This is a genomic window from Methylomarinum sp. Ch1-1 (genome assembly GCF_030717995.2).
Classification (GTDB): domain Bacteria; phylum Pseudomonadota; class Gammaproteobacteria; order Methylococcales; family Methylomonadaceae; genus Methylomarinum; species Methylomarinum roseum.
In genome coordinates this window covers 4,001,602-4,026,716 of the sequence record NZ_CP157743.1, presented here as the reverse complement: position 1 = coordinate 4,026,716, position 25,115 = coordinate 4,001,602, and the positions used below count along the sequence as shown (strand labels likewise).

The 25,115-nt window shown below is 55.6% G+C and carries 19 protein-coding genes; 6 read left to right on the top strand and 13 right to left on the bottom strand.

All coding sequences use genetic code 11. The annotated features are described in order from the left end of the window. The 8 genes from Q9L42_RS18305 to Q9L42_RS18270 all read right to left on the bottom strand — a co-directional run bounded on the left by Q9L42_RS18305 (position 1) and on the right by Q9L42_RS18270 (position 9,696). Entirely contained in the window at positions 1–828 is an 828-nt protein-coding gene (locus Q9L42_RS18305; RefSeq protein WP_305906960.1) for a carbohydrate ABC transporter permease, read from the bottom strand. Between the two features lie 2 nt (positions 829–830). After that, positions 831–1,706, bottom strand: coding sequence for a carbohydrate ABC transporter permease (locus Q9L42_RS18300; RefSeq protein ID WP_305906961.1), 876 nt, complete (start codon positions 1,704–1,706; stop codon positions 831–833). Then, positions 1,703–2,950 carry an ABC transporter substrate-binding protein gene (locus Q9L42_RS18295; protein ID WP_305906962.1) on the bottom strand — a complete coding sequence of 416 codons (1,248 nt, stop codon included), beginning with the start codon at positions 2,948–2,950 and terminating at the stop codon, positions 1,703–1,705. The genes Q9L42_RS18300 and Q9L42_RS18295 overlap by 4 nt, the downstream gene beginning before the upstream one ends. A gap of 416 nt (positions 2,951–3,366) precedes the next feature. Continuing rightward, a complete protein-coding gene (locus tag Q9L42_RS18290; protein ID WP_305906963.1) occupies positions 3,367–3,831 on the bottom strand; it encodes a Csu type fimbrial protein in 465 nt (154 codons plus the stop codon). Next, entirely contained in the window at positions 3,828–6,257 is a 2,430-nt protein-coding gene (locus Q9L42_RS18285) for a fimbria/pilus outer membrane usher protein (RefSeq protein ID WP_349431567.1), read from the bottom strand. Before Q9L42_RS18285 ends, Q9L42_RS18290 begins: the two co-directional genes overlap by 4 nt. A 68-nt stretch (positions 6,258–6,325) precedes the next feature. Continuing rightward, positions 6,326–7,033 carry a fimbrial biogenesis chaperone gene (locus Q9L42_RS18280; protein ID WP_305906965.1) on the bottom strand — a complete coding sequence of 236 codons (708 nt, stop codon included), beginning with the start codon at positions 7,031–7,033 and terminating at the stop codon, positions 6,326–6,328. Then, positions 7,033–7,566 carry a spore coat protein U domain-containing protein gene (locus Q9L42_RS18275; RefSeq protein WP_349431566.1) on the bottom strand — a complete coding sequence of 178 codons (534 nt, stop codon included), beginning with the start codon at positions 7,564–7,566 and terminating at the stop codon, positions 7,033–7,035. The genes Q9L42_RS18280 and Q9L42_RS18275 overlap by 1 nt, the downstream gene beginning before the upstream one ends. Before the next feature lie 687 nt (positions 7,567–8,253). Further along, positions 8,254–9,696, bottom strand: coding sequence for a transposase (locus Q9L42_RS18270; protein WP_305906967.1), 1,443 nt, complete (start codon positions 9,694–9,696; stop codon positions 8,254–8,256). 355 nt (positions 9,697–10,051) lie between these two features. On the opposite strand from Q9L42_RS18270, the gene Q9L42_RS18265 reads away from it, so the two are divergent. Both Q9L42_RS18265 and Q9L42_RS18260 read left to right on the top strand, forming a co-directional pair. Further along, positions 10,052–11,716 (top strand): tetratricopeptide repeat protein, encoded by a 1,665-nt coding sequence (locus Q9L42_RS18265; protein ID WP_305906968.1) that lies wholly within the window; start codon positions 10,052–10,054, stop codon positions 11,714–11,716. A 353-nt stretch (positions 11,717–12,069) separates the two neighbouring features. Continuing rightward, the gene (locus Q9L42_RS18260; RefSeq protein WP_349431565.1) at positions 12,070–14,019 is read left to right on the top strand and encodes a hypothetical protein; all 1,950 of its coding nucleotides are present in this window, start codon (positions 12,070–12,072) and stop codon (positions 14,017–14,019) included. Positions 14,020–14,268: 249 nt separating this feature from the next. On the opposite strand, the gene Q9L42_RS18255 is transcribed toward Q9L42_RS18260, so the two are convergent. Further along, the gene (locus Q9L42_RS18255) at positions 14,269–15,012 is read right to left on the bottom strand and encodes a glycine zipper family protein (RefSeq protein ID WP_349431564.1); all 744 of its coding nucleotides are present in this window, start codon (positions 15,010–15,012) and stop codon (positions 14,269–14,271) included. A gap of 179 nt (positions 15,013–15,191) precedes the next feature. Continuing rightward, positions 15,192–16,796, bottom strand: coding sequence for a tetratricopeptide repeat protein (locus Q9L42_RS18250; RefSeq protein WP_349431563.1), 1,605 nt, complete (start codon positions 16,794–16,796; stop codon positions 15,192–15,194). A 173-nt stretch (positions 16,797–16,969) separates the two neighbouring features. On the opposite strand from Q9L42_RS18250, the gene Q9L42_RS18245 reads away from it, so the two are divergent. Together Q9L42_RS18245 and Q9L42_RS18240 are read left to right on the top strand one after the other, a co-directional pair. Beyond that, positions 16,970–17,356 carry a hypothetical protein gene (locus Q9L42_RS18245; protein WP_305906976.1) on the top strand — a complete coding sequence of 129 codons (387 nt, stop codon included), beginning with the start codon at positions 16,970–16,972 and terminating at the stop codon, positions 17,354–17,356. 12 nt (positions 17,357–17,368) lie between these two features. Beyond that, positions 17,369–17,887 (top strand): YMGG-like glycine zipper-containing protein, encoded by a 519-nt coding sequence (locus Q9L42_RS18240; protein WP_305906977.1) that lies wholly within the window; start codon positions 17,369–17,371, stop codon positions 17,885–17,887. A gap of 25 nt (positions 17,888–17,912) precedes the next feature. On the opposite strand, the gene Q9L42_RS18235 is transcribed toward Q9L42_RS18240, so the two are convergent. Genes Q9L42_RS18235 through Q9L42_RS18225 form a run of 3 tightly spaced genes read right to left on the bottom strand, consistent with a single transcriptional unit; the run spans position 17,913 to position 23,824 of the window. Next, complete coding sequence (locus tag Q9L42_RS18235; RefSeq protein ID WP_305906978.1) at positions 17,913–19,328, bottom strand: efflux transporter outer membrane subunit; 1,416 nt, start codon at positions 19,326–19,328, stop codon at positions 17,913–17,915. Between the two features lie 53 nt (positions 19,329–19,381). Next, positions 19,382–22,582 (bottom strand): efflux RND transporter permease subunit, encoded by a 3,201-nt coding sequence (locus tag Q9L42_RS18230; protein ID WP_305906979.1) that lies wholly within the window; start codon positions 22,580–22,582, stop codon positions 19,382–19,384. A gap of 3 nt (positions 22,583–22,585) precedes the next feature. Beyond that, on the bottom strand, positions 22,586–23,824 hold the full coding sequence (locus Q9L42_RS18225) for an efflux RND transporter periplasmic adaptor subunit (protein WP_349431562.1): 1,239 nt from the start codon (positions 23,822–23,824) through the stop codon (positions 22,586–22,588). Between the two features lie 106 nt (positions 23,825–23,930). On the opposite strand from Q9L42_RS18225, the gene Q9L42_RS18220 reads away from it, so the two are divergent. Both Q9L42_RS18220 and Q9L42_RS18215 read left to right on the top strand, forming a co-directional pair. Then, complete coding sequence (locus tag Q9L42_RS18220; protein WP_349431561.1) at positions 23,931–24,551, top strand: TetR/AcrR family transcriptional regulator; 621 nt, start codon at positions 23,931–23,933, stop codon at positions 24,549–24,551. Positions 24,552–24,673: 122 nt separating this feature from the next. After that, positions 24,674–25,111: a nucleoside deaminase gene (locus tag Q9L42_RS18215; protein WP_305906982.1), complete on the top strand. Its 438-nt coding sequence runs from the start codon at positions 24,674–24,676 to the stop codon at positions 25,109–25,111. The last annotated feature ends 4 nt before the right edge of the window (positions 25,112–25,115 follow it).

Below are 25,115 nucleotides of genomic sequence, written 5' to 3'. Positions count from 1 at the left end.
CTAGCCTTTGACCGCGCCGGCGGTCAGGCCGGCGACGATACGTTTTTGAAACAGCAGCACGATGACGATGACCGGCAGCGTCACGACCACCGAAGCCGCGGCGATCGATCCGGTCGGCTGCTCGAACTGCGAACTGCCGGTGAAGAAGGCGATCGCGGCCGGTACCGTGCGGGCGGCGTTGGTCGAGGTCAACGAGGTCGCGAACAGGAAGTCGTTCCAGGCGAAGATGAATACCAGGATTGCGGCGGTGAAGACGCCGGGCGCCGCCAGCGGGGCGATGATGTGAAAGAAGGCTTGAAAAGGCGTTGCGCCGTCGATGCGGGCGGACTTGTCCAGGTCCCAGGGCAGCTCGCGGAAAAAAGCCGACAAGGTCCAGATCGCCAACGGCAGGGTGAAGGTCATATAGGGAATGACCAGACCGGCCCAGGTGTCGAACAAGCCGATGATGCGCCACAGATTGAACAACGGGCCGATGATCGAAACCGGCGGAAACATCGAAATCGCCAGCACGCCGGCCAGCACCCATTGCTTGCCGGAAAATTCCAGCCTGACGATGGCATAGGCGGCGAACATCGCCAGCAGTATCGACAGCGTCGTGGCGATCAAGGCGATGCCGAAAGAATTCCACAGCGCCGCCGGAAACTGGGCGTCTTCAAATATGGCCCGGTAGTTGTCGAAGCTGATCGCGCTCGGAATGAAGCGTTGATCGTTCAGGTCGCCCGACCGCTTCAGCGACAGCGAGATGATCCAGGCCACCGGGACCAGCGCATAAATCATCACGATGATGCCGAAACCGCTCCAAAATACCGTCTCCAGCCGTTTTTGCATGATCATTTCCTCCTAGCCTGGCTCAGCGGTGCGCCGAATCCCTTGATGAACAATAGCGAGATGATCAGCACGCTGATGAATATCAGCACCGAAACCGCCGATCCCAAACCCAGGTTCAGGCGGGCGATCAACACATTGTAGCCGACCACGGACACCGTTTCGGTATTGGCGGCGCCGCGGGTTTGTACGTAGACGGTGTCGAAGATGCGAAAGGCGTCCAGCGTTCGGAACAGCAACGCGACCAGTATCGTCGGCTTCATCAGCGGCAGCGTGATCTTGATCAAGCGTTGCCAGGCCGAGGCGCCGTCGACGCGCGCCGCCCGGTTCAAGTCCTGGGGGATCAAGGTCAGTCCGGCCAGCAGCAGCAGCGCCATGAACGGCGTCGTCTTCCATATTTCGCTGAAGACGATGACGAAAAAGGCCGACCAACGTTCGCTCAGCCAAGCCTGATCCAGGTCCAGTAAGGCGTTGACGAAGCCGGTAGTCGGGTCGAAGGCGAATTTCCATGCCAGCGCCGACACCACGGTAATCATCGCGTAAGGAATCAGTATCACGGTGCGGACCGTGCGGCGGCCCAGCGTGGCCTTGAACATCAACAGCGCCAGCGCAAATCCCAACACCAGTTCTACCGTCACCGAGGCGACCGTTATGATGAGGGTGTTGATCAAGGCTTGCCACCAGACCTCGGAGCCGAGCACACTGATATAATTGGCCAGACCGACGAATTGGCTTTGTTGCGGAAAACGCAGGTCGTAGCGGTGCAACGACAGCCACAAGGCATAGCCTATCGGATAGGCGGTGACCAGCAGCATTGCGGCCAGCGCCGGTGCGCACAGCAGCCAGGCCAGACGGCGTTCGGCGCTGGCCCGGCTTGTCAAAACAAGCCCTCGGAGTTTAAGGCCCGCCGAACGGCTGCGCGCAGTTTGAGCGTATCGGTCTCCGGGTCGATATGCGATAGCGGATGCAGGGTGTGACTGATGGCCAGCGACAGGTCGTTATATACCGGTGTTTGCGGCCGCTGTACCGCGTCTTGCAGCGTCGCCAGCAAGGTGTCGGCCATCGGAAAACGTTTTCGCACGTCAGGGTGCTGATAGAGCGTTTGCCGTGTCGGCGGCAGGCCACCTTTTTGGGCGGCAATCATTTGATTGCTTGCCGAGGTCAGACAGGTTATCGCCTCGAAAGCCGATGCGGGATGTCGGCTATAGGCGCCGACGGCAAGATTGATGCCGCCGATCGTTACCCGGCTCGGTCGCCCCGGCGTCACCGACGGCCAGCGCGCCCAAGCCATGTGTTCGGCGACCTGCGGCGCATTCTGTAAGGCGCTGGGCCAGACATAGGAATAATTGACCATGAATGCGGGTTTTCCGGTTTCGAAGGCCAGTCGGCCCTGGTCCTCGCGCGACACGGCCAGCCCCGGATCGGCGGCCGGTGAGGTCGCCAGGCGCTGCAGCAGCTTCAGCACCTTGCGGGTGGGTTCTGTCTGCAGGGAAACCTCGGTCGCATCGGGGGTCAAAACGGCGCCGCCGGCCGATGCCAGTAAAGATATGAAGAATACCGTCAGGCCTTCATAACGCTGGCCCTGGACTTGGAAGGCGCCCGCTATGTTCAAGGCTTCGGCCATCTCTATCAGCTGGTTCCAGCTTGTCGGCGGCGCCTCGATCAAGTCTTTTCGGTACCACAGCAGTTGGGCGTTGCTGGTGTACGGCAGGGCCCAGAGCCGTTGACGATAACTCGCACTGGCGACGGCGGCCGGCAACATGCCGGCTGTCGCGCTGGCGGATTGATTTTCGGGCCAGGGTAGAATCCAGCCTGCCTGGGCGAATTCGGCGGTCCAGATCACATCCATGCCGATGATGTCGATGTCCCGGTCCTCTGCGGCCAGGCGTCTGACCAGTTGTTCCCGTTGCTGGTCGGCATCGGAAGGCAGCGGCGTCAGGCGAATCCGATAACGGCCGCCCGATTGTTCGCCGCAGTTTTGCGCAGCGTCCTGAAAGGCGCCGGAGCGTTCGTCGAAGACATACCAGTTCAAAACCGACGCGCCGGTTTGTTCTTCGGTGTCGCAGGCGCCGGCGACCAGGACTAGGAGTAGGATCTGAAACCTGCTGCAAATGGAATAGCTCATGTTTAAGGTTCGCTCATTCCCGTAAATCCTATAACAACGGATCGGTTCAGCTAAACAGAATCTCGGCGTGGAGTCAAGTTGCGCCGATTGTCGGTCAGCAATTCCAGCAATTTGTATTTTTGGCAAAAAACTAAAAAATGGAGTCGACAATTCGAGTCATTTCTCCGACCGATGGTGATCGCTTAAAAAGTGCATGCCGGGCGGGGCGGGTTATTTGACCCGCCCTCGGGCCGAATGGCTCTTTTCGCGCCGAGGGCGGCGCTCCTACGCAAAGCACCGTCTTGCCTTCGGATGTACTGAATTTTAGAGGCGACAACTAGTCTGGCACAGGGGGGGTAAGCCTGAAGGGCGCATCCACCAAAGATGCCGAACCGGTGGATGCGCTCCGCTTATCCACCCTACAAATGGGGGGGTAGTTACAAAAGCCCATAAGTTATTGTCACGGTAATGCTGTCGCTGTAGCTGCCCACGCTGGCGCCCCGCTGAGTCGATAGCGGTATTCTGCCATAGACCGTATGGTTTCTGGAGCCGAGAAGAGCCGAGCCGCCGTCTACTGAGACACTGCCGCCGGTGCCGTCGCCCCAAATCTGACTGTATCCGGCATCGGTGTAAAGGTTGTATTCCAGCGTGTTGCCGCCGCTGGTCATGCTGCGTGGGTTATAGGTTCCGCTGCCGCCGGGCGAGAGCGCAATAGTGTAAGACGACAGTTGCAAGATGCAGGTAACGGTGATGGTGCCGGTGCTGTCGACGGTATTACCGGTCAGCGGGCTGAAACTGCCGAATGCCAAACTCGGGTTGTTGACCGAGCAGACGGCGGACGCTTTTGGCAGCCAGAGCATATTCATCAGCAGCGAGGCGGCTAAAAATATTAATTTATTCATCTTGGATTTCCACAAGTAAGGGGACCGATGCGCGGCTCGGGTTGGCCGTCGGCGGGCAGTGTAATGGCCAGGTCACAATGGCCGTCCGGCCATTGTACGGCAATGCGGTTGTCGGATTCCAGATCGGTCAGATACACTTGACCGCGTTTGGCGACGATAAATGTCATGCCGTTGGGAGTCACGGTAACGCGCGCGCCGCCCGGAACCGGCTTGCCATTGGGCTGGTGCAGTACGACCAGGGCATTGTGCGAGCGACGCACCGGAAATTCCACGAGTATGCCGCTGCGCGCATAAGGCAGAGCCATTTCCTTGACGCCCTTGATTTCGGTATCGAAAGGCAGTTCGCCGGGGTCGATGGTAATTTTGTTTTGTTGGTACGGCAGCAGGTTGGGCACCAGCGCCATGCCGCTGCTGTTGGTCGAGGCGGATATCTGATTGCTGCGGTACACAGGCACGTCTTCAATTTCTCCCACCTTGACCACGGCAAAACTGCCCTGGCCGATATTTCGGGTGGCGAATGGTAAGCCCCGCAGCCAGCCGACCGAGCCGTTCGCGCCCAGGCGCAGCGAAGTGCCTTCTTTGCCCTGATTGGCGTCGACATTTAACTGCCCGTAGTTGGTGTTGAGCGTGCCTCCCGCTTGCAATTGCTGGCTTGAATCGTCGCTGACGCGCAGGCGCCAGCCCAACCCGGGGCCTTGAGACACCGACTGGCTGGCTTGCAACGCGTTAATGATGCGGCCGTCGGAATCGCGGTTGCTGCTGGCCGAAACCGTGCGCTGCGAACCTAGAGGGAGGCTCAGGTTTAGACCGCCGCTCCAGCCTTTATCTTCATCGAGCTGCTTGCTGGCGTAAGCGTTGAGGTACATGTTCCAGGGCAGCGAAACTCCCAGATTGGCGCTTGCCAGTTCAAAACGGTCGCCGTTCCAGCTCGACTGGCTAAGGTAGCTGACGCCGACAGATGCTCCCAGAAACAGCGACATGCCGTAGCCCGCCGTAAAACGGTCGCGTGGGCGGGTTTCGTTGGAGGACGCTCCAAACTGAGTATATCCGCGGTCAAAATATTCCCACTGCAGTGAGCCGGCGCTGACAATAGAACGGCGCTCCAGTCCCAGTATATAATGACCGCCCTGCTCATCACCGGCTCCGGAATAGGCGGCCGCCGCGCGCGCTACGGCAAAGTGGCCGAGCAGGCCGGCTATTTCGATGCCGGCTGCCTGACGGTGCTGCTGCAGTTCCAGTCGCGCCTCGCCGGTGAGAGCGTCATTCAAACCCTGACGCCAGGTTCCGGCAGCAAAAACCGAGCTGTAGTCGAAGCTTTGACTACCGTAGTTTTCACGCAGTAAACCGGCTTCGAAGGAAAAATCGGACAGCCCCGCCGCCAGCAGGCGCGGCGACGTGTAATAGCTCTGGGTCACCAGCGTTTCGACGCCGAGCAGGTCGCGCAGCACCAGATTGACTTCGCCGGCGCCGGTCGCCACCGGTATATTGTTTAGAGCGAACGGGCCGGTATTAACCGATTGGCTTTGCTGGCGCTGATTATTGATCAGCACATCGATGGTTGAAGGTAGCGCCGCCGAGCCTGAGATCGACGGTAACGGAAAACTGAAATAGCCGGGCCGCAATGCAAAATTGCGCGCCCAGCGGATTCCGCCGAAGCGCACCGGTCGGCTCCAGGCGCCGCCGCTACCGATGGTGTCGCCCAGCACCAAGGTTTCCATTGAGCTGGGCAGGTCTGTCTGCCAGTAAGTATCGGTGCGAATTAATTCGTGCTGATTATCGTCGCCGCGCATCACCCCTTTAGCTACCAACGAGCCCATGCTGTTGAAGACCACGCCTTCCAGAATGGCGCCATAGCTAAGACTGCTATCGGCCGATCGGATGCCGGTGAGGTTGTAGTTGAAGTAAAAGCCCGGTGGCGCCTTGTTAGGCGGGGCCTCACCGCCGCGCCCGTCGTCGAATCCGCTGGCTTCAAAGGCCTCTGCGGGGGCGTTAATATCCAATGCAAGCTTGCCGGTGTCGAGTTTGTACTGTAGTCCCGGCACCGCATCTAGCGTATAGCCTTGCTTGCTGTCAGGCAACGCCAATTTTTCTCCGGCCGGGCGCAGGCGCGCCTCATGCCATGCATCGACCGGCAGCACCAGGCGGCCGTCTGCCAGTATTTCGACCCGAATGATATCCGCTAGCTTCCGGGTGTTGATCGTGACTTCCAGTAACAGGGTCTGTTGATCCTGTCCGGGCTTTGTGCGATCAATTTTGCTGCTTGTAAGGCTATTGGCCTGATTGTGCTTGTCGCCTGGAGGAACCTTATCCGACGATGCCGACCGCACGGGGAAAGCGCAGACAAAGTGAGACACTGTCAGCAGCAAACACAGTGTACGCTTGAAGCGTAGTACGCCGCTGTTTGTCTGGCAGGTTGTAGTTGGCACCGGATAAGGTGTCGTTATAATGGGCATCCATTCGCGACTTATTTCAAATTAGTGTTCAAGATTACAATTCATGGCTTAGGCACCGACAAGTTGGCTGATATCTCCCCTTGTTCGGTCTTTGCCGTTACGCTGGTCGGCTGACCTCGGCCGGGCGGCAGATCGAAGATCCATTGCTTCCAGGCGCCTGCCAGCACCGCCCCGCCAGGAATTTTCTGCTGCCAACCTTGTCCTGCCACCATCAATTCTGAAATACGGAGCCGACGGCTGCCGTCATTGTCCAACCGCACGCAACCCTTGCCCGCGGTCGCTGCACACAGGCTCCAATGCGGCGCGGCTTTCGTCTCGCTCGCAGGAATGACATACACCGGCAGATTGTGTTTAAAACGGATGGCGACTACGCCCGGTTCAGGTGTCAACGCTTCGCTCACGTCTTCCAATACCAGTCGGTAGGTTTGCTCAACTGTGTCGGACAATGGCTTTCGTAGCGTAATGCGGAATATTTGGCTGGATTGCGGCGGGATCTCGGCGATCGGCGGTGCGACCAACAGATCTTCGGTGGGTTCGTAATGATTGGCGCCATCGGGCTGGCTCCAGGCCAAGGTTTCGGTCTGGAAGCTCATCGCCTGATCCGACGGGTTGCTGATTGTCACCGATACGACCCGCTGGGCAGGGGATAACTCGATTAGTACCGGCGAGATGGTAATGGCCTGTACGCTGCCGGCAAGCATCGCGCCGGCGAGTAAAAGCCAGCGCGCGAAGGTGAATCGGCTTGACATTATAAATAATCGACGCTGATGGTGATGGTTGCAGTGTAGGAGCCAACGGGCTGTCCAGCAAAGCTGGAAGTCGGAATTCTGCCGTAAATCGTCACTGCTTGCGCGGCGCCGTTTGCCGTCCAGGTACCACCTATAGCTTCGCCAGTAGAGGTATTGGGCAGGTCATCAGCAGCAGCCCCAGACGTTTGGCTAAGAAAAAAAGCTAAGCTTCCTAAGCCCCCATCGGTCATAGTTCGGGTAGAGGTTGAATAAATTACCGGAGTTGTTGTTCCGGTAGTGCAGGCGATTTCCAGCGTGCTTCCCGTATCTCCGGTAACGTCTGCAGTGACATTCAGCGCAGCGATGCTGCCGAAGTCCAATGTCGAAGCTGAAACGGAGCAGGCGCTAGTCAACGTTGCAGAGACAGTCATGTCGCCTGTTGCTGTCAAAGCAGAAACACCGGTACTACCCATCACCATCCCGGCCGCCAGCAGAGCGCTTAACAGTGCTTTTTTGTCGAACCCTGATAGGGTCATTTGTGTGTACGATTTCATTGTATTCTCCCAATAGAGAAGCGGATAGACTAGACCCGACTTCATCATGCGGTTAATTAAATATCCTAGAAATAGATTGTTCAAAAATTTATGGACAACCTAAATTAGGATTATAGGTTTATGTTTTTTTCGCCTTTAGCTAAATGACGCGTAAAAACATAAGTGACCTGAAAAAAAGTTTACTTGTCTTTGACTTCGTCGTTCCGGCATGGATTGCCGAAACCCAGTTATTATGGATGATAGTTTATGCCAATAAACTTATTTCAAAGGACTTAGTTAAACTATAATTGAAGAATATAAAAATTACTGCTGAATATAGCACATTTATCGGTTTTGGGGTTAATTTGATGGGTTAGGTAGATGCTTTCCGTTGCCCACAGGCTGTGTAGATCAATTATATAGCGCTATTTTGGGCATAGTATAAACTCCAGAGCTTCAGGGCAAAACTAATCATATCGCGCTTCCGATGTTTATTTGCAACTCAGCGGGCTTTTGCTGAGTTTCAGAAACTAAGAGCTGCGTAACACCAGTAAGTTATATTATTATTGCAACTTAACAGGTAAGTGATAGTATTAAAATATTTTGAATATTAATTAAACTTGGTTTTTTAATAAACTTCGACGCACAATTTTTGCCTTTATCTTCTTTGGGCATTCTGAAAATTTAAGTAAGTTATTTCAATGGTTATTAATCAATATTCCTTACTGGTTTTAGACCTCGGCCTTCAGGCCGAAAGGTGCACCCCGCAACAAGCGAAGCGAAGTTGCTTTCTCGCGTGCGGATTGGGAGGGGAATGCACCATAAGCGCCAACTTAAGCATCTAAGTAATTGATTAAAAAGGCTAACACCTAAATCCCGACATTCAGTAATGAGCTCCAAAACTCGATCCGGCAAACCCTGAAGCTTTCTCTTGCGCGGACGTTCACAGAGGCTTTTTATGCAGTCGTCAATAAAGCGCTCATTTTTTGGAAAACAAGCCGTAAGTCCTGCCTTGATCTCATTGGCGATCGTGCGCCATAAGCGCCAATGGGTAATTGAACGATCGCCGTCCATTGTGGTGGCCGCTCGGCCGAATCGGCGTTGCGCTATTTTTTGAGTCACTGCAGCAAACAGTAACTTGCCGTGCAAATACAAATCCGCCAGCTTGCTGTCTTTTCGGGCGCGTAGCCGGTCGATATCGAGCAAGCTCTTTAGCCGCTTTATGACCAGCTCCACTTGCCAACGAACCCGGTAGAGCTCAGCGATTGATTTCGTGTCGAGCAGCGACTCGGGGAGCGAAGTAAAAATCAACACCCAGCCGCTCAGCATCAAGGTCTTTTGGCTCGCCGTGCGACCTTTATCACGCGCGCGTTGTTTCGCTTTGCGGCGTGCTTGCGCCGCCTGTTCCGGCGGTAACGGCATGGCATGCACCACGCCTTCAATACGTTTGTCTTGATGACACAGATAAACCGGTATCGCACCCGGCTGACCATTCAAATCGCGTATGCGCTGTTCCCAATCGATTTTGACATTTTTCGGTTCGTTGCGCCTTTCGTAAAGGGTCATGCTGTGTGGATTGTAGCGCAGCACAACGTGGCCGCCGCGATCAATGACCGGGACTAAAGACTTCGGTTGGTTGTAGCCTCGATCAACCACCGCGACATCACCTGCGGCTAACTGATAGTGATCCAAGCTCTCGCCGACTTTATCGGTCGTGACGTTGACCTCGCGGAGTGTCAAGCTCAACAGGTCGATGGCCACATGCAAGCGATACGTTGTTTCTTTCGCACCGGGTTCTTGCACGGTCGAACCGTCAATCACAATGAAATTCAAGGAGCCATTGTTGATCTGTTTATCCAATCCGAACACACGCTTCAGTAACGACTTGATCCACACCACGCAGGCCACCAGTCGCTTGGTCACCGCCGTGTCGCTCAAACAGCCTTGAAGCTTGGCAACTTCGCCGGCACAGCTGCGCAACGACAAGTCCAGTCCGCAATACAACAGGACTAGCTGCAATAATTGCAACGGTGATCGGATTTTCCGTGCCCGTGCAAACGCCTGTAATTCATAGGCCTGCTCCTGGAAATCTGCTGGGAGCTCTTGCAAAAAGTCATCAAAAAGGGTATCTGTTAGCTGTGGCTGCTTCATAGAGATTTTCACTTTCGTCGGTAAAAATACTCTATGTTGTGGTCACACCTTGATTTTTCAACTGTGAATCAAAGTCTTGCGTCTTAAGTTGGCGCTTATGGGGGAATGCACTCCTCATTGGCGTCATTCGGCAGGGATGTTTCCTTATTGCTCTTCGTTGAGAGTTAAACAAATCTAAGTCCTACTGGCAATTATTTTTCTAACATGAAAGACAATTCTTACCTGATTTATTATTACCGGAGTTCAGTCCTACGAAATAGGATTGCCAAATAGGGAAAATAGGTTTTCAATGATCTAAAAGATAGTAAAAAACACTGATTTGACAGACATATTCCAGTGTCAGGGGAGAACCGACATGAATGATTGCAAGCAATTGAAGAAATGTTTTTGGCTATGTTTATCCGGATTTTTGACGGCATCGCTATTGTTGGGTTGCCAGTCGCTTCAGACCGACGTCGATCCGTTATATGATAATTTAGGCAAATATCATTATCCGGTCTCGACTTCACAGCGCGCCGCGCAACGTTATTTCGATCAAGGGCTGATTCTGGCCTTCGGATTCAACCATGGCGAAGCGGCGCGATCGTTCCGCCAAGCTTATCGAATCGACCCGTCCTGCGCGCTATGTTACTGGGGAGAAGCCTTGGTTTTGGGGCCTAATATCAATGCGCCTATGGACCCGGCGGCCGTGTCTTTGGCCTATGAATCGGCGCAACAGGCCTTGACGTTGGCAGATACGGTGACGGACAAGGAAAAAGCGTTAATTTGGGCGTTATCTAAACGTTATGCGCAACAAGCCCCGTCGGATCGCGCTGGACTGGACAAAGCTTATGCCGAGGCGATGGGCGAGGTGGCCGAAGTTTTTGCCAATGATGCGACGATGACGGCCTTGTATGCCGAAGCGTTGATGGACCTGCATCCGTGGGATTTCTGGAGCAAGCAGGGGAAAGCGCGGCCATGGACGGCGGAAATCGTCTCGATGTTGGAACGGGCGCTGCATCTGGATGCCAACCATCCGCTGGCCAATCATCTTTATATTCATGCGCTGGAAGCCTCGCCTTACCCGGAAAAAGCCATTGCCAGTGCGCAGAGATTGCCGGCATTGGCGCCGGGTTTGGGGCATTTAGTGCATATGCCTGCGCATATTTATATCCGGGTCGGCCGTTATCACGACGCGATCCTGGCCAATCAGCAAGCGGTCAAGGCCGATCACGGCTATTTGAGTCATCACCCTGCCGAGAGTCTTTATACTCTCGCCTATGTGCCACACAACCACCATTTTCTCTGGGCCGCGGCGATCAGAACGGGACGTAAAACCATGTCGGAACAAGCGGCGGCCGAAACCGCCGCGCAGGTCAATCAAGATTTATTACGTGAACCCGGTTTCGCCGGGACCTTGCAACATTTTCTATTGATTCCGCTCTATACCAAGGCCTTGTTTGGCGAATGGGACGCGATATTAAATGAGCCGGCGCCGGCTGCCGATCTGATTTATCCGACCGCGATTTGGCATTATGCCAGGGCGTTGGCCCTGCTTAGGAAGGGGCGGCGTGACCAGGCGCGGAGCGAACTGGAGCGGTTGGAACAAAGCATTGCCGATCCGGCGATCGTCGAGTTAACCATCTTCGACCTGAATTCAGTCAAGCGGTTGTTGCAAATAGGCGCATCTATATTGCGCGGCGAACTGGCGGCAGAGAATGAAGATTTCGATCGCGCCGTTTCCCATCTGCGCCAAGCAGTCGAACTGGAAGCCGAACTTAACTACACCGAACCGAAGGACTGGTATCTGCCGCCGCGTCAGGTTCTAGGCGCGGTGCTATTGCAAGCGGGGAAAGCTCAGCAGGCGGAAACGGTTTATCGCCAGGACTTGCATGAGCATCCGCAAAACGGTTGGTCATTATTCGGCTTGATGCAAAGTCTCAATGCCCAAGGCAAAACCGAACAGGCCGACCAAGTACGGCAACAATTCGATCAGGTTTGGGCCGAGGCCGACGTTAAATTGACTGCATCGCGGTTTTAGCCTGGGTAATTCTTTAATCTCGGGTAACTGCTCGCTCCACTTATCGAACGCGGCAGGGCATGTAGGGTGGATGCGCCCCGCTTATCCACCCTACGAATGGGGGTGAGTAGTTAGTGCCTCTACGTTGCTCAATTAAGCGCATGAGTCGTGTCTGTAGAGGCGCGCCGTTCATCCAGCAGCGAACGTAAATGTAGTGCAAAAGCCATTGAATTTAGGTGCTGGGCTGCCGCCGACACCCTCGCCAAACACGCCCCAAGTCCTCTTTGTTATCCATATATAGATATTGCAGGCTTGACAATGCTTTGTGTTACAGTCTAGGCTCAGTTGACTCGTTCAGCAGCCAGAGTAAGATCATGCGATTTATCCAACTTGCTTTTTTAGGCGCCGTATTATCGGTTTCTTCGATCCAGAACGTTCAAGCGGTCAGCATCACAGAGCGGGCGGGAAATAACTTTCGCACGGCGGCGAACAACCGTGAATTCAACCTTAACAAGAGCAACGTCAATCCATCTCAGTTCGGTCTGTTGCGGACCTATAATTTCGACGCCAAAGTCGAAACCCAGCCGTTGATACTGGAAAATGGCGCTGGCTCCGATGATCTGGTCATCATTACGACGATGAAAAACGAGGTCATCGGCATCAATGCGCGCACCAATGCAACTATCTATAAGGTCAAGCTCGGCCCCGAAGTCAGTTCTGCCGATATGGATCTGTGGAAACACACGCCGACCTGGGGGATTTCGGCCACGCCGATTATCGATGCGTCGACGAATACGCTTTATGTCGCGGCATGGTTGCGCAAAAAACCTAACGACAACCGTTTTCGCGACTATTGGGTGTTTGCGCTGGAACCGACCAGCGGCGCGCTGAAATCCTCGCCGGTCAGGATCTTTGGTCAGTCTCAGGAAGGCAACGGTTGTTGGTTTAATGATGCCGACGCCGTTTTTTTTGATCATAACGGCAAGCATCAATATGTCTATCCGAAGCTGCGGGCGGGTCTGGCGCTAACCGGCAATCACGGCTTGGTGCTCGCCTTCGCGGCGAACGGGGAAAGTTTCCGCGGCGGCCGCAAGAATCCGCACGGCATGGTCGTCGCCTACGACACGCGGGCTTTGCTGGGACGATCCGGTTTTTCCCGGGAGCCGGGCATTTTCTGCGCAACCTCGTTTAATGCATGGGGAGCCGGCATCTGGCATGCCGGCGGGGCGCCGGTGACCGAAGGCGACATGATTTATGTCGCGACCTCGAACGGAACTTCCAATAACGGTTCCGTCGACTTGGCGGAAAGCATGATCAAACTGCGCTTCGTGCCCAGCATCGGCGGGGCGCGGCCGGTGCTGGAAAAAGTCGACTACTACAAGGCTTTCTTGGACGAGCGCACCTCCGGCAGTGGCTGCCTCTGGGACGACAATCAGTCCGAGGTGTCCTGCGGCAGGGCGGATTTTGGCAAGGCCGGCGCGGATTGGGATTTCGGCTCTGCCGGACCGTTGCTGGTGCCGGGCTCCAGTCTGCTATTGCAGGGCACCAAGGACGGCATTATTTATTCGCTGGATAAATTCAATCTCGGCAGAAACGAACGCTTCAAATGGCTGATGTCGAAGCCGCCGCTGGTAGCTTCTTATCACGGCGGCGACGTAAATGAGAATTGGGACCGGGTGCAACATCTGAACCGTAGCTTGCCATGTCCGCCGCCGAGCTCCAGCGATCATCATTGGTTCATGCCTTGCGGCGATCCGCAATTCAACAGAATGCATCATATCCATGCCCTGGCTTTTGCCCAGCGCGATCAGTTAGGCGGCATCGTGTATGTTTGGGGTGAGAATGCTAACTTGAAGACCTATAACTTTTCGACCTTGGGCGGCGCGTTGCCGAGCTTTCGCGCCGAGGGCTCGGAGTTGGCCTCCTCGAATATGGGCTCTCCGGGCGGCATGCCCGGCGGATTGATGATGGTTTCCAGCAAACCATCGACGAAGTCGAGTTTTCCCCATGCCATCGATTTCGGTTCCGCGATTTTGTGGGCGGTCTATCCGAAATACGGTGATGTCAATAAGGGCTTCGCCGAGGGCCAGCTAGTCGCCTATGACGCCACCACGATACTTTCAGGCAAGAAAATGAAGCGTTTATATCGGACCGGAGACGATGTTCGCGGCGGCCTCGGTACGATGTCCAAGATGATACCGCCGGTGGTCGCCAACGGCCGGGTCTATGTGATGATTTACCGGGTCGGCAACGTCGATCATTGCAGCGCTCCCGACAATCAGCTAAAGGTCTGCAGCCAGCTAAAAATCTATGGTTTGAAATGAAGGCGCTAATGTCAGCAATTCCCACTTTGGCGTTCAAAAAGGGCATGGGGTGTGTTTGGCGAGGATGTCGGCAGCAAGGATGCTGCCGTCAAGCCCCCAGGGATGGGTTTACCCAGCACCTAAATTCCATGACTACTGGACTATATTTTACATTCCAGGATAATTTAGGTGCTGGGTGAACGGCGCTCCTCGACAGACACACCCCATGCCCTAAACACAGCAAAAATGCTCAAACTGGGAATTGCTGCGCTAATGTTCGAATAGCGGAATGGTCACGATATGCTGTTGCTTTCCGACCGTGACGCCGAGGCGTAAAACACTTACCGATTCCGCTTCGTCCCGACCGGGAAAGAACAGATAGCCATAGGCCAGTTCGCCGGGTTTGACCCGCTCGTTGCGCAGAGAATTGCGCATCAGGTCTTGGCGGATTTCATCGTCATATTCCCGATGTCTTGCCGCGCCGCCGTATAACGCCCCGACGCTGGCGCCGACAGCGGCGCCTTTAGCGATTGTTTCGCCGAGACTTTCACCGCTCAATACGCCGATCGCAAAACCGACGACGGCGCCCGCAGCGCCCAGCATTAGCGAGGGTCTCGCCGCTCCCATCAGCGTTTCACCGATTTCCACCTCGTCTTCGACCCGGCTATAGGCTTGTTGCTGGGTCAGCAAGGGCCAGGCTTGTTGCTCCCGGTCGATCAAAAAAGTTTGCCGGGGCTCTATGCGCAACCCCATGCCGCTTTGATTGTCGATGACCAGGCGCACAGGCAACAAGCCGGCCGAGCGAATGTCGAAGCCGAACACGGCCTCCGCCTTGTCTTTATCGACATAAGGGGTGGCTGCCAGCAGGGCGCCTTGCACATCGATATGATCGGAAAATGCGGTGGGCAAAGGCACGGGCGCGACTTTGTCATCGTAGGTGGCGCAACCGGCGAGATTAAATCCTAGGCTTATCAGCAGACAGCCGAAAAACGCCTGTTTTGCATACTGTTTCATCGTCACTGCTCCCGTCGCCCATCGCAAGCCGCTGGCGGCAAATGTTAAAAAATAACGAAACTACTCACCCCATTCGTAGGGTGGATAAGCGGAGCGCATCCACCGGGTCGGCATCTTTGGTGGATGCGCCCTTCGGGCTTATCCACCCTACATGCTATGTTGCGCAAACTTCTTCCAGGTTAGCCAAACGCGGGTTTGATGTCAAAAGCCACGCAGACTCGTTCATGATCGGAATGGAAGGGCAGGGTGCGATGAAACAGCGAAGAAGGAAACAGCACCAGGTCGCCTACCCGTATGTCGACGATTTCGCTGGGAAAGTCGTCATGCAGTCTGGGATAATCGTCGCCATCGGTGCTATAGGCGAAACAGCCTTCGTGATCGTTGTTAGGTTCCGGCAGTTTGAGATAAACGCAGCCGCTGATCCAGCCTTCTTCATGGATGTGCGAAGTCAGATATCCTCCTTGCTTCATGCGCAAATACCAAGAGCTATTGAATTCGATGTCGCGCGGGAAATCGACGATTAGTCGTTCTCGGCTGCCGGCGTAATATTTTCGATAGTCGAGAACTTGGCTACGAATCAGTTCGGCAAGCTGCTGAAAAGAACGCTCGGGGCGCAGCAGCAGGTTGCCGGCGGATTGCATGCCGTAATATAAACGCCCCTGTTTTCTTTCGGCCATGGCGACGTGCTGAATGTCGTGCAGCAGTTTTTGCAGCAGCGGGCTTTCCGAAGTCGTCAATTCCTCGATGCGGGTATGGCGCACATAGTCCATCGGCGTCGAGCAGAATCGGTAGCTGTTGGGCTGATGGAAATTGTTGGCGTAATGGGTCGATAGGGTTCCCAGTAAGACGGAGGTATGGCGCTGATTGGCGGTCAGGGAGTCGAAGCGTCGCTTGAACAGTTCGAATTGCCCGGTTTTGTAGAGGCATTGCAAGGCTCGTTCCTTGCTGTCGGCGAAGTCGGAGGCCTCGAAATAAGGGAGGGCGTCTTTGAGACGGTCGCTCAGGCAAAGGTATTCCCCCAAATTGTATTGGGCGCGGCCATGGTCGGGTTGAATCGTCAGCGTTTGTTCATAGCAGCGGATGGCTTCATCCATTTCGCCGCGGTCGCGCAAGGTCTCGCCTAGCGAATTCCAGGCATCGGCAAAGCGCGGATCATGATCGATGGCTTGCCGAAATTGCTGAACGGCCTGATCATGCTGACCCAGCCCATATAACACCGTTCCCAGGTTAAAGTGTCCGCGCGCATCGGCCTTGATCGCCAATGCCGTGCGATAACATTGCTCGGCCTCCTCGAGTCGACCTTGTTGTTGCAGCACTGTGCCGAGGTTGCCTTGTGCTTCAAAAAAGCCGGGTTCAAGCGCGACCGCTTTTTGATAATGCTGCGCGGCTTCTTTGAATAGCCCTTGTCCCTGCAACAAGGCGCCGAGGTTGAAATGCGCCGCGGTCAGGTCCGGCTTCAGTCGCAGCGCCTTGCGGTAACTGATGCTGGCTTCTTTGATTTTACCGAGTTCGCTCAGCAGCAATGCCAGATTAAAATGCGCTTCGGCGATGCCTGGATCTATCGCCAGTAATTTTCGGAAGCTGGAGGCCGCTTCCTTGCCTTTACCCTGGCGTTGCTGGCAGAGTCCGAGTATGTTGTAGAGGATGGGCGCCTTTCGATATTTCGCGAGCAGAGATCGCGCCATCTCTTCGGCCTGTTGTAATCGCCCACCCTGGAAGAGTTGATGCAAGGTCTGTAATTCGGCGTCGGACGGCTGCCGTATTCGTTTTGTTTTCGTTTTCATCAATCTAATAAACCGGTCGTTGTAACGACAAAATGATTCTAACGCAATACGACTTGAGCTGTCAGTATAGCGTTAAGTTTTAAATGAGGAGGAAACGGTTGAAAAAATAGACAAGGCAACCGTTATCGGTCAATATTGACCGACAATGATGCACAAGCATTGAGGTAGCGAAGATGTTAAAAATCAATGGTTTTTTAATGTTGCTGATGGTTACGGCTTTATCATGCAGTCGTGTGGCTGAGGCAGACCCTCACTATAGGGGAGGCCGCTATCTTGGTCATCGTCATAGTCATCCCCGCTTCAGTTTTTATCTGGGGACGCCTTATCCGAGACCTTACTATCCTTATTATCCTTACTATTATCCCTATTATCCGCCGGCCATAGTCACGGTACCGAGCGAGCCGCCGGTCTACATCGAACGGCAAACGCCGCAATCGTCCCAGCAGCTTCCGGCCGGATACTGGTATTACTGCACCGACCCGGAAGGCTATTATCCCTATGTCAAAGAATGTTCTTCCGGTTGGCGGCAGGTCGACCCTGCGCCGCCATCGTCCAAATAACGGGAGGGGTCTATGATCAATGTCAAGACAGTGTTAGCGAGCAGCGTGCTGATATCGCTAAGCGGCTGCGCCTATATGCCGACCGCACCGAGTGTCATGGTGTTGCCTGGCACGGCGATGTCGTTCGAGCAATTTCGTCAGGATGATTATTTTTGCCGGCAATATGCTTATGCCCAGGTCGGCGGCGTCAGCGCCAACCAGGCTGCCGTGGATAGTCAAGTCGGCAGCGCCATTGCCGGCACAGCACTCGGCGCGGCCGCCGGGGCTGCGCTGGGCGGCGGCAGAGGTGCGGCGATAGGGGCCGGCAGCGGTTTGGTCGCCGGCAGCATGGTGGGGAGCGGAGAGGGCAGGAGAGCGGCTTATGCCACGCAACGGGATTACGATAACGCCTATATCCAATGCATGTACGCCCAGGGGCATCGGGTTCCGGTATCGGGGCATTTCTATTATGAAAACCAGATCCCTGAGGAGTCATCGAGACAGATTCCTCCGCCTCCGCCCGGGTCGCCACCTCCGCCGCCTTATAGGTGAAATCGATCAGGCGATATCGAAACCGTTATTGATCTTCGTGCGGTATCAAAGCGTCTGCCGTCTCCCAGCCGCCGCCCAATGACTTGTATAGGGCTATCAATGCCGTCGCTATTTGGGTGTTGCTTTGCGCTAAACGATCCTGATCCTCGAGCAGACGAGCCTCTGTATCCAATACCGTCAGGAAATCTGCGATGCCTTCATCGAAGCGTATATGGGCCAGTTCATGGGCCTTTTGACTGGCGGCTGCGGCCGCGGCCAATGAATTTTGTCGGATTCGTTCTTGGCTGTAGTTAATCAACGCATTTTCGGTTTCTTCCAGTGCATTCAATACCGTTTGCTGGTAGTTGGCCAGCTCGGCTTCGGCATGGGCGTCGGCGGCCTTGATGCGGGCATAGACGCGCCCCAGGTCCAATGCCGCCCAACTGATTCTAGGCCCCGCCGAATAGGTGTCGGAGCCGGCCGCGCCCAAGCCGGAAAAGGTGCTGGCCTCCAGCGCGATGGTGCCGACGAAGGTGACGCGGGGAAATAAGTCGGCCGTTGCGACGCCGATTTGCGCCGTCGATGCCGCCAGGCTGCGCTCGGCAATGCGGATATCGGGCCGTCGGCGCAGCAGTTCGGCGGGGTTGCCGATCTGTATCGTCTCGGGCAGTTTGGGAAGCGGTGCGGGGGGCGACAATTCCTCGCTGAGGGCATCAGGCACTTGCCCGGTCAGCACGCTCAATCGATGGATCGAACGCTGTATCGAGCTTTGTAGCGGCGGAATGCCGGCTTTGGTCGATTCGAGCTGGGCTAAGGCCCTGGACGTGTCGAGTTCGGTGCCGCGACCGTTGGCGACTCGCGCGCGGGTGATCGTCAGCGTTTCGCTCTGATTAGCGACATTGTTTTCGGCGACGGCCAGCTGTTCCTGTAATCCACGCAATTCGAAATAGTTGCGCGCCACCTCGGCGACCAGGCTGACGCCCAGGTCGCGCAGCGAGGCTTCCTGCGCTTCGACCCCGTCGTTGCTGGCTTCGACATTGCGGCGCACCCGGCCGAACAGGTCGAGTTCCCAGAACGCGTCGAATCCGACATTATAGAGTTTCAGCTCACGCGGCGCGTAGGAGAGGTTGTTCAAGGATCCTCGACTGCGCTTCTGCTCGTTGTAACTGCCTGTTGCGGTGATGATCGGCGCCAGATTCAAGCCGGCTTCCAGATAAAGTGCGCGGGCTTCCTTGAGATTGGCGCGGCCCCGTTGCAGATCGTAATTATGGCGCACGGCGCGGTCGACCAGGGAAATCAATTCGCTATCATCGAATAAGGTCCACCACTTGCGCGCTATGCTTTGCTCGGAAAATTCGCTATGGGGTGCCTGAGCGAAGCTGGCCGGCAGTGCGCTTTTTGGCTTCTGGTAATCGGGGCCGACGGCGCAACCGACCAGTGCCAGCAGGGTTGAGAACGTCATGCCAGCTTTGCGTGAAAGCGCGATAGTAGGCTTAGGTTTTGTCATCGTTTGGTTCATGAATCGGCACCGGAAGAAGGAAGAGTCGAAGGCTGCTCGTCGTTTTTGCGTTTCGAGGGGAGCCAACGCTGGGCCAGACCTTGCACGGTGACATAGAACACCGGCGTCAGTAACAGCCCGAACAGCGTCACACCCAGCATGCCGCTGAATACCGCGGTGCCCAATACCCTGCGCGCCTCGGCGCCGGCGCCCTGGGCCAACACCAGCGGCAGCACGCCCATGATGAACGCAAACGAGGTCATCAGGATCGGACGCAGGCGGATGCGCGAAGCTTCCCGCGCAGCAGAGAAACGGTCGAGGCCGCTTTCCTGACGCCGCTTGGCGAATTCGACGATTAGGATCGCGTTCTTGCTGGCCAGCGCCACCAGGACGATGAAACCGATCTGGGTGAAGATGTCGTTGTCTAACCCGCTGAACCAAATGCCGGTCATCGACGACAGGATGCACATCGGCACAATCAGGATCACCGCCAGCGGCAGCGACCAGCTTTCATATTGGGCCGCGAGCACCAAAAACACGAACAGCACGCTCAACGGAAACACCAGCATCGCGACGTTGCCGGCCAACACCTGCTGCAGGCTCAGTTCGGTCCATTCGTAACCGAAACCGGGCGGCAGTTCCCTGTCCAATAGTCGGCCCATGATATTGATGGCGTCGCCGGAGCTGGCGCCGGGCAATGTGGCGCCGTTGATTTCCGCGGCCGGATACATGTTATAGCGGGTTATCTTGTCCGGTCCGTCGATCTCCTTGGCCTCGAGCAATGAACCTAGCGGCACCATATCACCGGCTTTGTTGCGGGTCTTCAATTCGGCGATGTCGTTTGGATACATGCGAAACTCGGCATCGGCCTGAGCGATGACCTGATAGGTGCGGCCGAAGTTATTGAAGTCATTGACGTACAGCGAGCCCAGATAAATCTGCAGCGTATCGAATATATCGGTTAGCGGCACATGCATCGATTTGGCTTTTTCCCGGTCGACATCGAGATAAAGCTGGGGCACATCGGCGCGGAAGGTCGTGAACAAATGGGTCAGTCCCGGTTGCTGGTTGCCTTTGGCGATCAGCTCGGCGTTGACTTGTTGTAATTGCTTGAGGCCGGCGTTGGCGCGGTCCTGGATTTGTACCTTGAAACCGCCGACCGAACTCATGCCGCGCACCGGCGGCGGGGCGAACACGGCGATATGAGCTTGGGGGATCTGCGCCAGGCGCTGCTGCAGCTGTTTGATTACTGCATCGGCCTGCATTTCGGGATGACCGGCGCGATTGTCGAAGCTGTCCAGACGGGCGAACATCGTCGCGACATTGGATTGATTGGAACCGCTCAACAGCGACCAACCGGCGTAGGCGACGACATTGGCGACGCCCGGTGTGTCGGTGATGATGTCCGTGGCTTGCTGCACCACTTCCTTGCTGCGGCTCAACGACGCGGCATCGGGCAGTTGCGCGTAGAGGATCAGATAGCCCTGGTCCTGTTGCGGAATGAATCCGGTCGGCACCTTGTTGAAGACTAACCAATTAAAGCCGTTCAAGGCGACATACAATATCAGCACAATGGCCGTCATGCGGGTCAGACGACCGACCAGTTTGCCGTAACCACTGCTGAAACGATCGAAGAAGCGATTGAAAATGTTGAAGAACCAGCCGAACGCACCATCAAGAAAACGCGAGAAGAGGTCCTTGTCGCCATGCGCTCGGTCCAGCAATAATGCGCACAAGGCCGGACTCAGAGTCAACGAGTTGAGCATCGAGATCAACGTCGAAACGGCGATGGTCAATGCGAACTGTTTGTAGAAGGCGCCGGAAACGCCGGTGATGAAGGCCGTCGGGATGAACACCGCGATCAACACCAGGGTCGAGGCGATGATCGGGCCGATGACCTCGGTCATCGCTTGGCGGGTGGCCTCGCGCGCCTTCATGCCTTCGGCTATGTGGCGCTCGACGTTTTCGACGACGACGATGGCGTCATCGACGACGATGCCGATCGCCAGCACCAAACCGAACAGCGATAAGGTGTTCAACGACACGCCCAAGCCTTGCATCACCGCAAAGGTGCCGATCAGCGACACCGGCACCGCCAGCAGCGGGATGATCGCCGCACGCCAGTTCTGCAGGAAGATCACGACGACCAGCACGACCAGCAACAAGGCTTCGAACAGTGTCTTGACGACAGCTTCGATGGATTGTTCGACGAACACGACGGTGTCATAGACCAGCAGATAGTCCAAGCCTTCGGGAAAATGGGTTTTCAGCTTGTCCATTGCAGCCATCACCGCCTCCTTGGTTTCCAGCGCATTGGAGCCGGGCAGTTGGAAGATGGCCAGGCCGATCATCGACTCGCCGTTCAGGAACAATTCGGAATTGTAATCCTTGGCGCCCAGTTCGATGCGGGCGACGTCCTTCAGCCGCGTGATCTGACCGTCTACGCCTTGTTTGATGACGATGTCGGCGAATTGGTCGGCGCTCATCAACCGGCCCAGCGTACTGACCGTATATTGAAAATCGGCCGGTTGCGGCGCCGGTTCCTGGCCGATCACGCCGGCTGCGACCTGAATGTTTTGCTCGCGGATCGCCTCGACGACATCGGTTGCGGTCATGTTTCGCGCCGCCAGTTTGTCCGGATTCAGCCACAGGCGCATGCTGTAATCGCGCGCACCGAATACGACGATTTCGCCGACGCCGGGCAGGCGCGCCAGCGTATCCTTGATCTGCAACAGCGCGTAATTGCTTAAATAGAGGCTGTCGTAACGTTTATCCGGAGACACCAGGCCGACGACGAGGCTCAAATCGGGGCTGCGTTTCTTGACGCTGATGCCTTGTCGGCTGACTTCCTCGGGCAGTTTTGGCTCGGCCAGGGCGACGCGGTTTTGCACCAACACCTGAGCCTTATCCAAATCGGTGCCGGGTTTGAAGGTGATGGTCAGGGCCATGTTGCCGCTGTTGGTCGATTGCGACGACATATACAGCATGTCCTCGACGCCGTTGACCTCCTGCTCGATCGGCGTCGCCACCGTTTCGGCGACGACCTGAGCGTTGGCGCCGGGGTAGGAGGTGCTGACGACGACGGTCGGCGGCGCGATTTCAGGGTATTGGGTGATCGGCAGCGCGAACAGCGCCAGGCTGCCGACCAGCACGATCAATATGGACAGGACCGTGGCGAAGATCGGCCGGTCGATGAAAAAATGTGTGAATCGGCCCATGGCTTATTGTTCTCCGATTAAGCTGATTTGCTCGGGAGCAACCTTGGCGCCAGGTCTGACTTTTTGCAGACCTTCGACCAGGACCCGGTCTTGTTCGGTCAGACCTTTCTTGATCACGCGCAAGCTGCCTACATGCGCGCCCGGAACGACCCTTCGGTACTCCGCTTGATTATCCTGATTCAACACCCAGACGAAACGTTCCGCCTGATCGGTGCCCAACGCCCGGTCGGGCACCAGCAGAGCGGTATAAGGTGCGGAGGCGCGGATGCGCATGCGGGCGAAAAATCCGGGACTCAGCAATTCGTCCGGGTTGGCGAAGACGCCGCGCAGCTTGACCGTGCCGGTCTCGGGATCGGCGCTGGGGGAGATATAATCGAGTTGGCCATGATGCGGAAAATGATCCTCGTCGGCGACGCCTAACTGCGCCTCCAGGCCATTGACGGAGATCCCTTGCTGGCGTTTGTATTTCAGAATCGAGCGTTCGTCGGCATCGACATAAACATAGACCGGATCGGTCGATACGATCGTTGTCAACAAGCTCGCCTCGCTGCCGCCATTGACTAGGTTGCCTTCGGTGATCAGCTCATGACCGACGCGGCCATCTATCGGCGCATGAATCTCACTGTATTGCAGATTCAGCCTGGCCGCATAGACGCTGGCTTCGGCCGATCGCACGGCCGCCACAGCTTCGCGATAGCCTTTGTTACGGGTGTCGTATTCTTCGCCGGAAATCGCCTTCGCCTTCAGCAGGTTTCTGGCTCGGTCCAGGTCGTTTTTCGCCAATTCCCGTTTGGATTTGGCGCGCTCCAATTCGGCCCGGGCCAGGTTTAATTGCGCCTGGAACGGTTTCGGGTCGATCACGAATAGTAGCTCGCCTTTTTTCACCTTTTGACCGGCGACGAAATTGATTTTCTCCAGATAACCGGTGACCCGCGCCCTGACTTCAACCGAGTCGATCGCATCGATATGGCCGGTGAATTCGTCCCATTCATTGACTTCCTGAGTCAACGGATAGGCCACTTTCACCTGTGGCGGCGGACCTTGCTGAGTCTGAGCCCCCGAGTCGTCTCCGTTATCGCAGCCGGTCAATAACAATGATAAAGCAAGTATGGGCAGCAGATGGATCGGCATCGTCGGTAAGAAAGAGATGAAAATTCCGTTGTCGTCGGAACGGCCGAGGCTCAGTGGCTTCGCGTTCGGGATGTATTGAACGGTCATTGGGGTAGGGGGGTGGTTTTTCATCCTTTATGCGCCTCAGTCGCGGAAAAACTTTAAATGGTAATATAGATTACCTTTTTAATTTAAGGTATCATCATGGCCATGTCAATCGATTTCATCAGTATTTATTATGGTTAAATGCGGGCGCCCCCCGAAGGGGCAGGAATTACTGAGCCGCGACCGGGTGCTGGACAGCGCCTTAAAACTTTTTCTGGAAAATGGCTACGGCAATCTCAGCATGGAAAAGGTCGCTCGCGATGCGCATGTGTCGATGCGGACTATTTACCGCTATTTCGGCAACAAGGCCGGACTGTTCGGCGCCGTGATTCGGCGTTGCAGCGATCAATTTGCCGATAGTCTGCCTGAGTTCGGTGAACCTCAGCAGGCTTTGCAGGAGTTTGCACGACATTTCATTACCCGAATTACTCGATCGGACGTGGTGCGTATTCGCACGATATTGATCGGCGAGTCGTTGCGTTTCCCGGAGCTGGCGGCGCAATTTTATGAGCAGGGGCCTCAACGCACCTTGGATCAATTGACCGATTTTTTCGCGAGGCAGCAGCGGACAGGGCATTTTTCCGGTTTCGATCCACAACGGCTGGCCGACCATTTTTTGAGTTGTCTGCGTAATGAACGCTTTCATAAATTGCAGCTCGGCTTGGCGCCGATACCGGACGACGCCGAAATTGAGACTTGGGTGCGGCAGGCGGTTGAGGTGTTTTTACATGGCTGTCTTTCCGGCAAGCGCTGAACTGCTTAGCGGCGATGCTGGAGGCGGAATAATGGGATTGGAACCGATCAGTGGTAAATGCCGCCGATAGATGGCATTGATCCGTATTTAACTCGAGATTGACAAAAAGCTAGGGGGGCATAATGGATACATTCATGAAGGCGGCTATTGAAGAGGCTAAACAGGGGCTGCAGGAAGGCGGCATACCAATCGGTTCCGTGCTGGTTTATCGTGACCGAATCATCGGTACGGGACATAACCGGCGTGTACAGGCGGGCAGCGTGGTGCTGCACGGAGAAATAGATGCGTTGGAAAACGCAGGACGTCAACCGGCAGCCGTTTACAGGGAATGCATCTTATACACGACGTTGTCACCCTGTTCAATGTGCGCTGGCGCGGTCCTGCTCTACGGCATCCCTAAGGTGGTCATTGGAGAAAACAAGACTTTTGTCGGGGAAGAAGAGCTGCTGCGAGCAAGAGGGGTAAAGGTAGAGGTGCTGGATGAGCCCTTATGCATCGACTTGATGTCACGCTTTATCAAGGCGTCTCCGGAGTTATGGAATGAAGACATCGGCGTATGAATTT

Excerpts from the sequence above, each read along its gene's own strand:
- Q9L42_RS18265 (WP_305906968.1), top strand. The coding sequence starts at position 10,052 with ATGAATGATTGCAAGCAATTGAAGAAATGTTTTTGGCTATGTTTATCC.
- Q9L42_RS18225 (WP_349431562.1), bottom strand. The coding sequence starts at position 23,824 with ATGAAAAACCACCCCCCTACCCCAATGACCGTTCAATACATCCCGAAC.
- Q9L42_RS18250 (WP_349431563.1), bottom strand. The coding sequence starts at position 16,796 with ATGAAAACGAAAACAAAACGAATACGGCAGCCGTCCGACGCCGAATTA.
- Q9L42_RS18220 (WP_349431561.1), top strand. The coding sequence starts at position 23,931 with ATGGTTAAATGCGGGCGCCCCCCGAAGGGGCAGGAATTACTGAGCCGC.
- Q9L42_RS18240 (WP_305906977.1), top strand. The coding sequence starts at position 17,369 with ATGATCAATGTCAAGACAGTGTTAGCGAGCAGCGTGCTGATATCGCTA.
- Q9L42_RS18230 (WP_305906979.1), bottom strand. The coding sequence starts at position 22,582 with ATGGGCCGATTCACACATTTTTTCATCGACCGGCCGATCTTCGCCACG.
- Q9L42_RS18215 (WP_305906982.1), top strand. The coding sequence starts at position 24,674 with ATGGATACATTCATGAAGGCGGCTATTGAAGAGGCTAAACAGGGGCTG.
- Q9L42_RS18275 (WP_349431566.1), bottom strand. The coding sequence starts at position 7,566 with ATGAAATCGTACACACAAATGACCCTATCAGGGTTCGACAAAAAAGCA.
- Q9L42_RS18235 (WP_305906978.1), bottom strand. The coding sequence starts at position 19,328 with ATGACGTTCTCAACCCTGCTGGCACTGGTCGGTTGCGCCGTCGGCCCC.
- Q9L42_RS18255 (WP_349431564.1), bottom strand. The coding sequence starts at position 15,012 with ATGAAACAGTATGCAAAACAGGCGTTTTTCGGCTGTCTGCTGATAAGC.
- Q9L42_RS18260 (WP_349431565.1), top strand. The coding sequence starts at position 12,070 with ATGCGATTTATCCAACTTGCTTTTTTAGGCGCCGTATTATCGGTTTCT.
- Q9L42_RS18295 (WP_305906962.1), bottom strand. The coding sequence starts at position 2,950 with ATGAGCTATTCCATTTGCAGCAGGTTTCAGATCCTACTCCTAGTCCTG.
- Q9L42_RS18245 (WP_305906976.1), top strand. The coding sequence starts at position 16,970 with ATGTTAAAAATCAATGGTTTTTTAATGTTGCTGATGGTTACGGCTTTA.
- Q9L42_RS18270 (WP_305906967.1), bottom strand. The coding sequence starts at position 9,696 with ATGAAGCAGCCACAGCTAACAGATACCCTTTTTGATGACTTTTTGCAA.
- Q9L42_RS18290 (WP_305906963.1), bottom strand. The coding sequence starts at position 3,831 with ATGAATAAATTAATATTTTTAGCCGCCTCGCTGCTGATGAATATGCTC.
- Q9L42_RS18280 (WP_305906965.1), bottom strand. The coding sequence starts at position 7,033 with ATGTCAAGCCGATTCACCTTCGCGCGCTGGCTTTTACTCGCCGGCGCG.
- Q9L42_RS18305 (WP_305906960.1), bottom strand. The coding sequence starts at position 828 with ATGCAAAAACGGCTGGAGACGGTATTTTGGAGCGGTTTCGGCATCATC.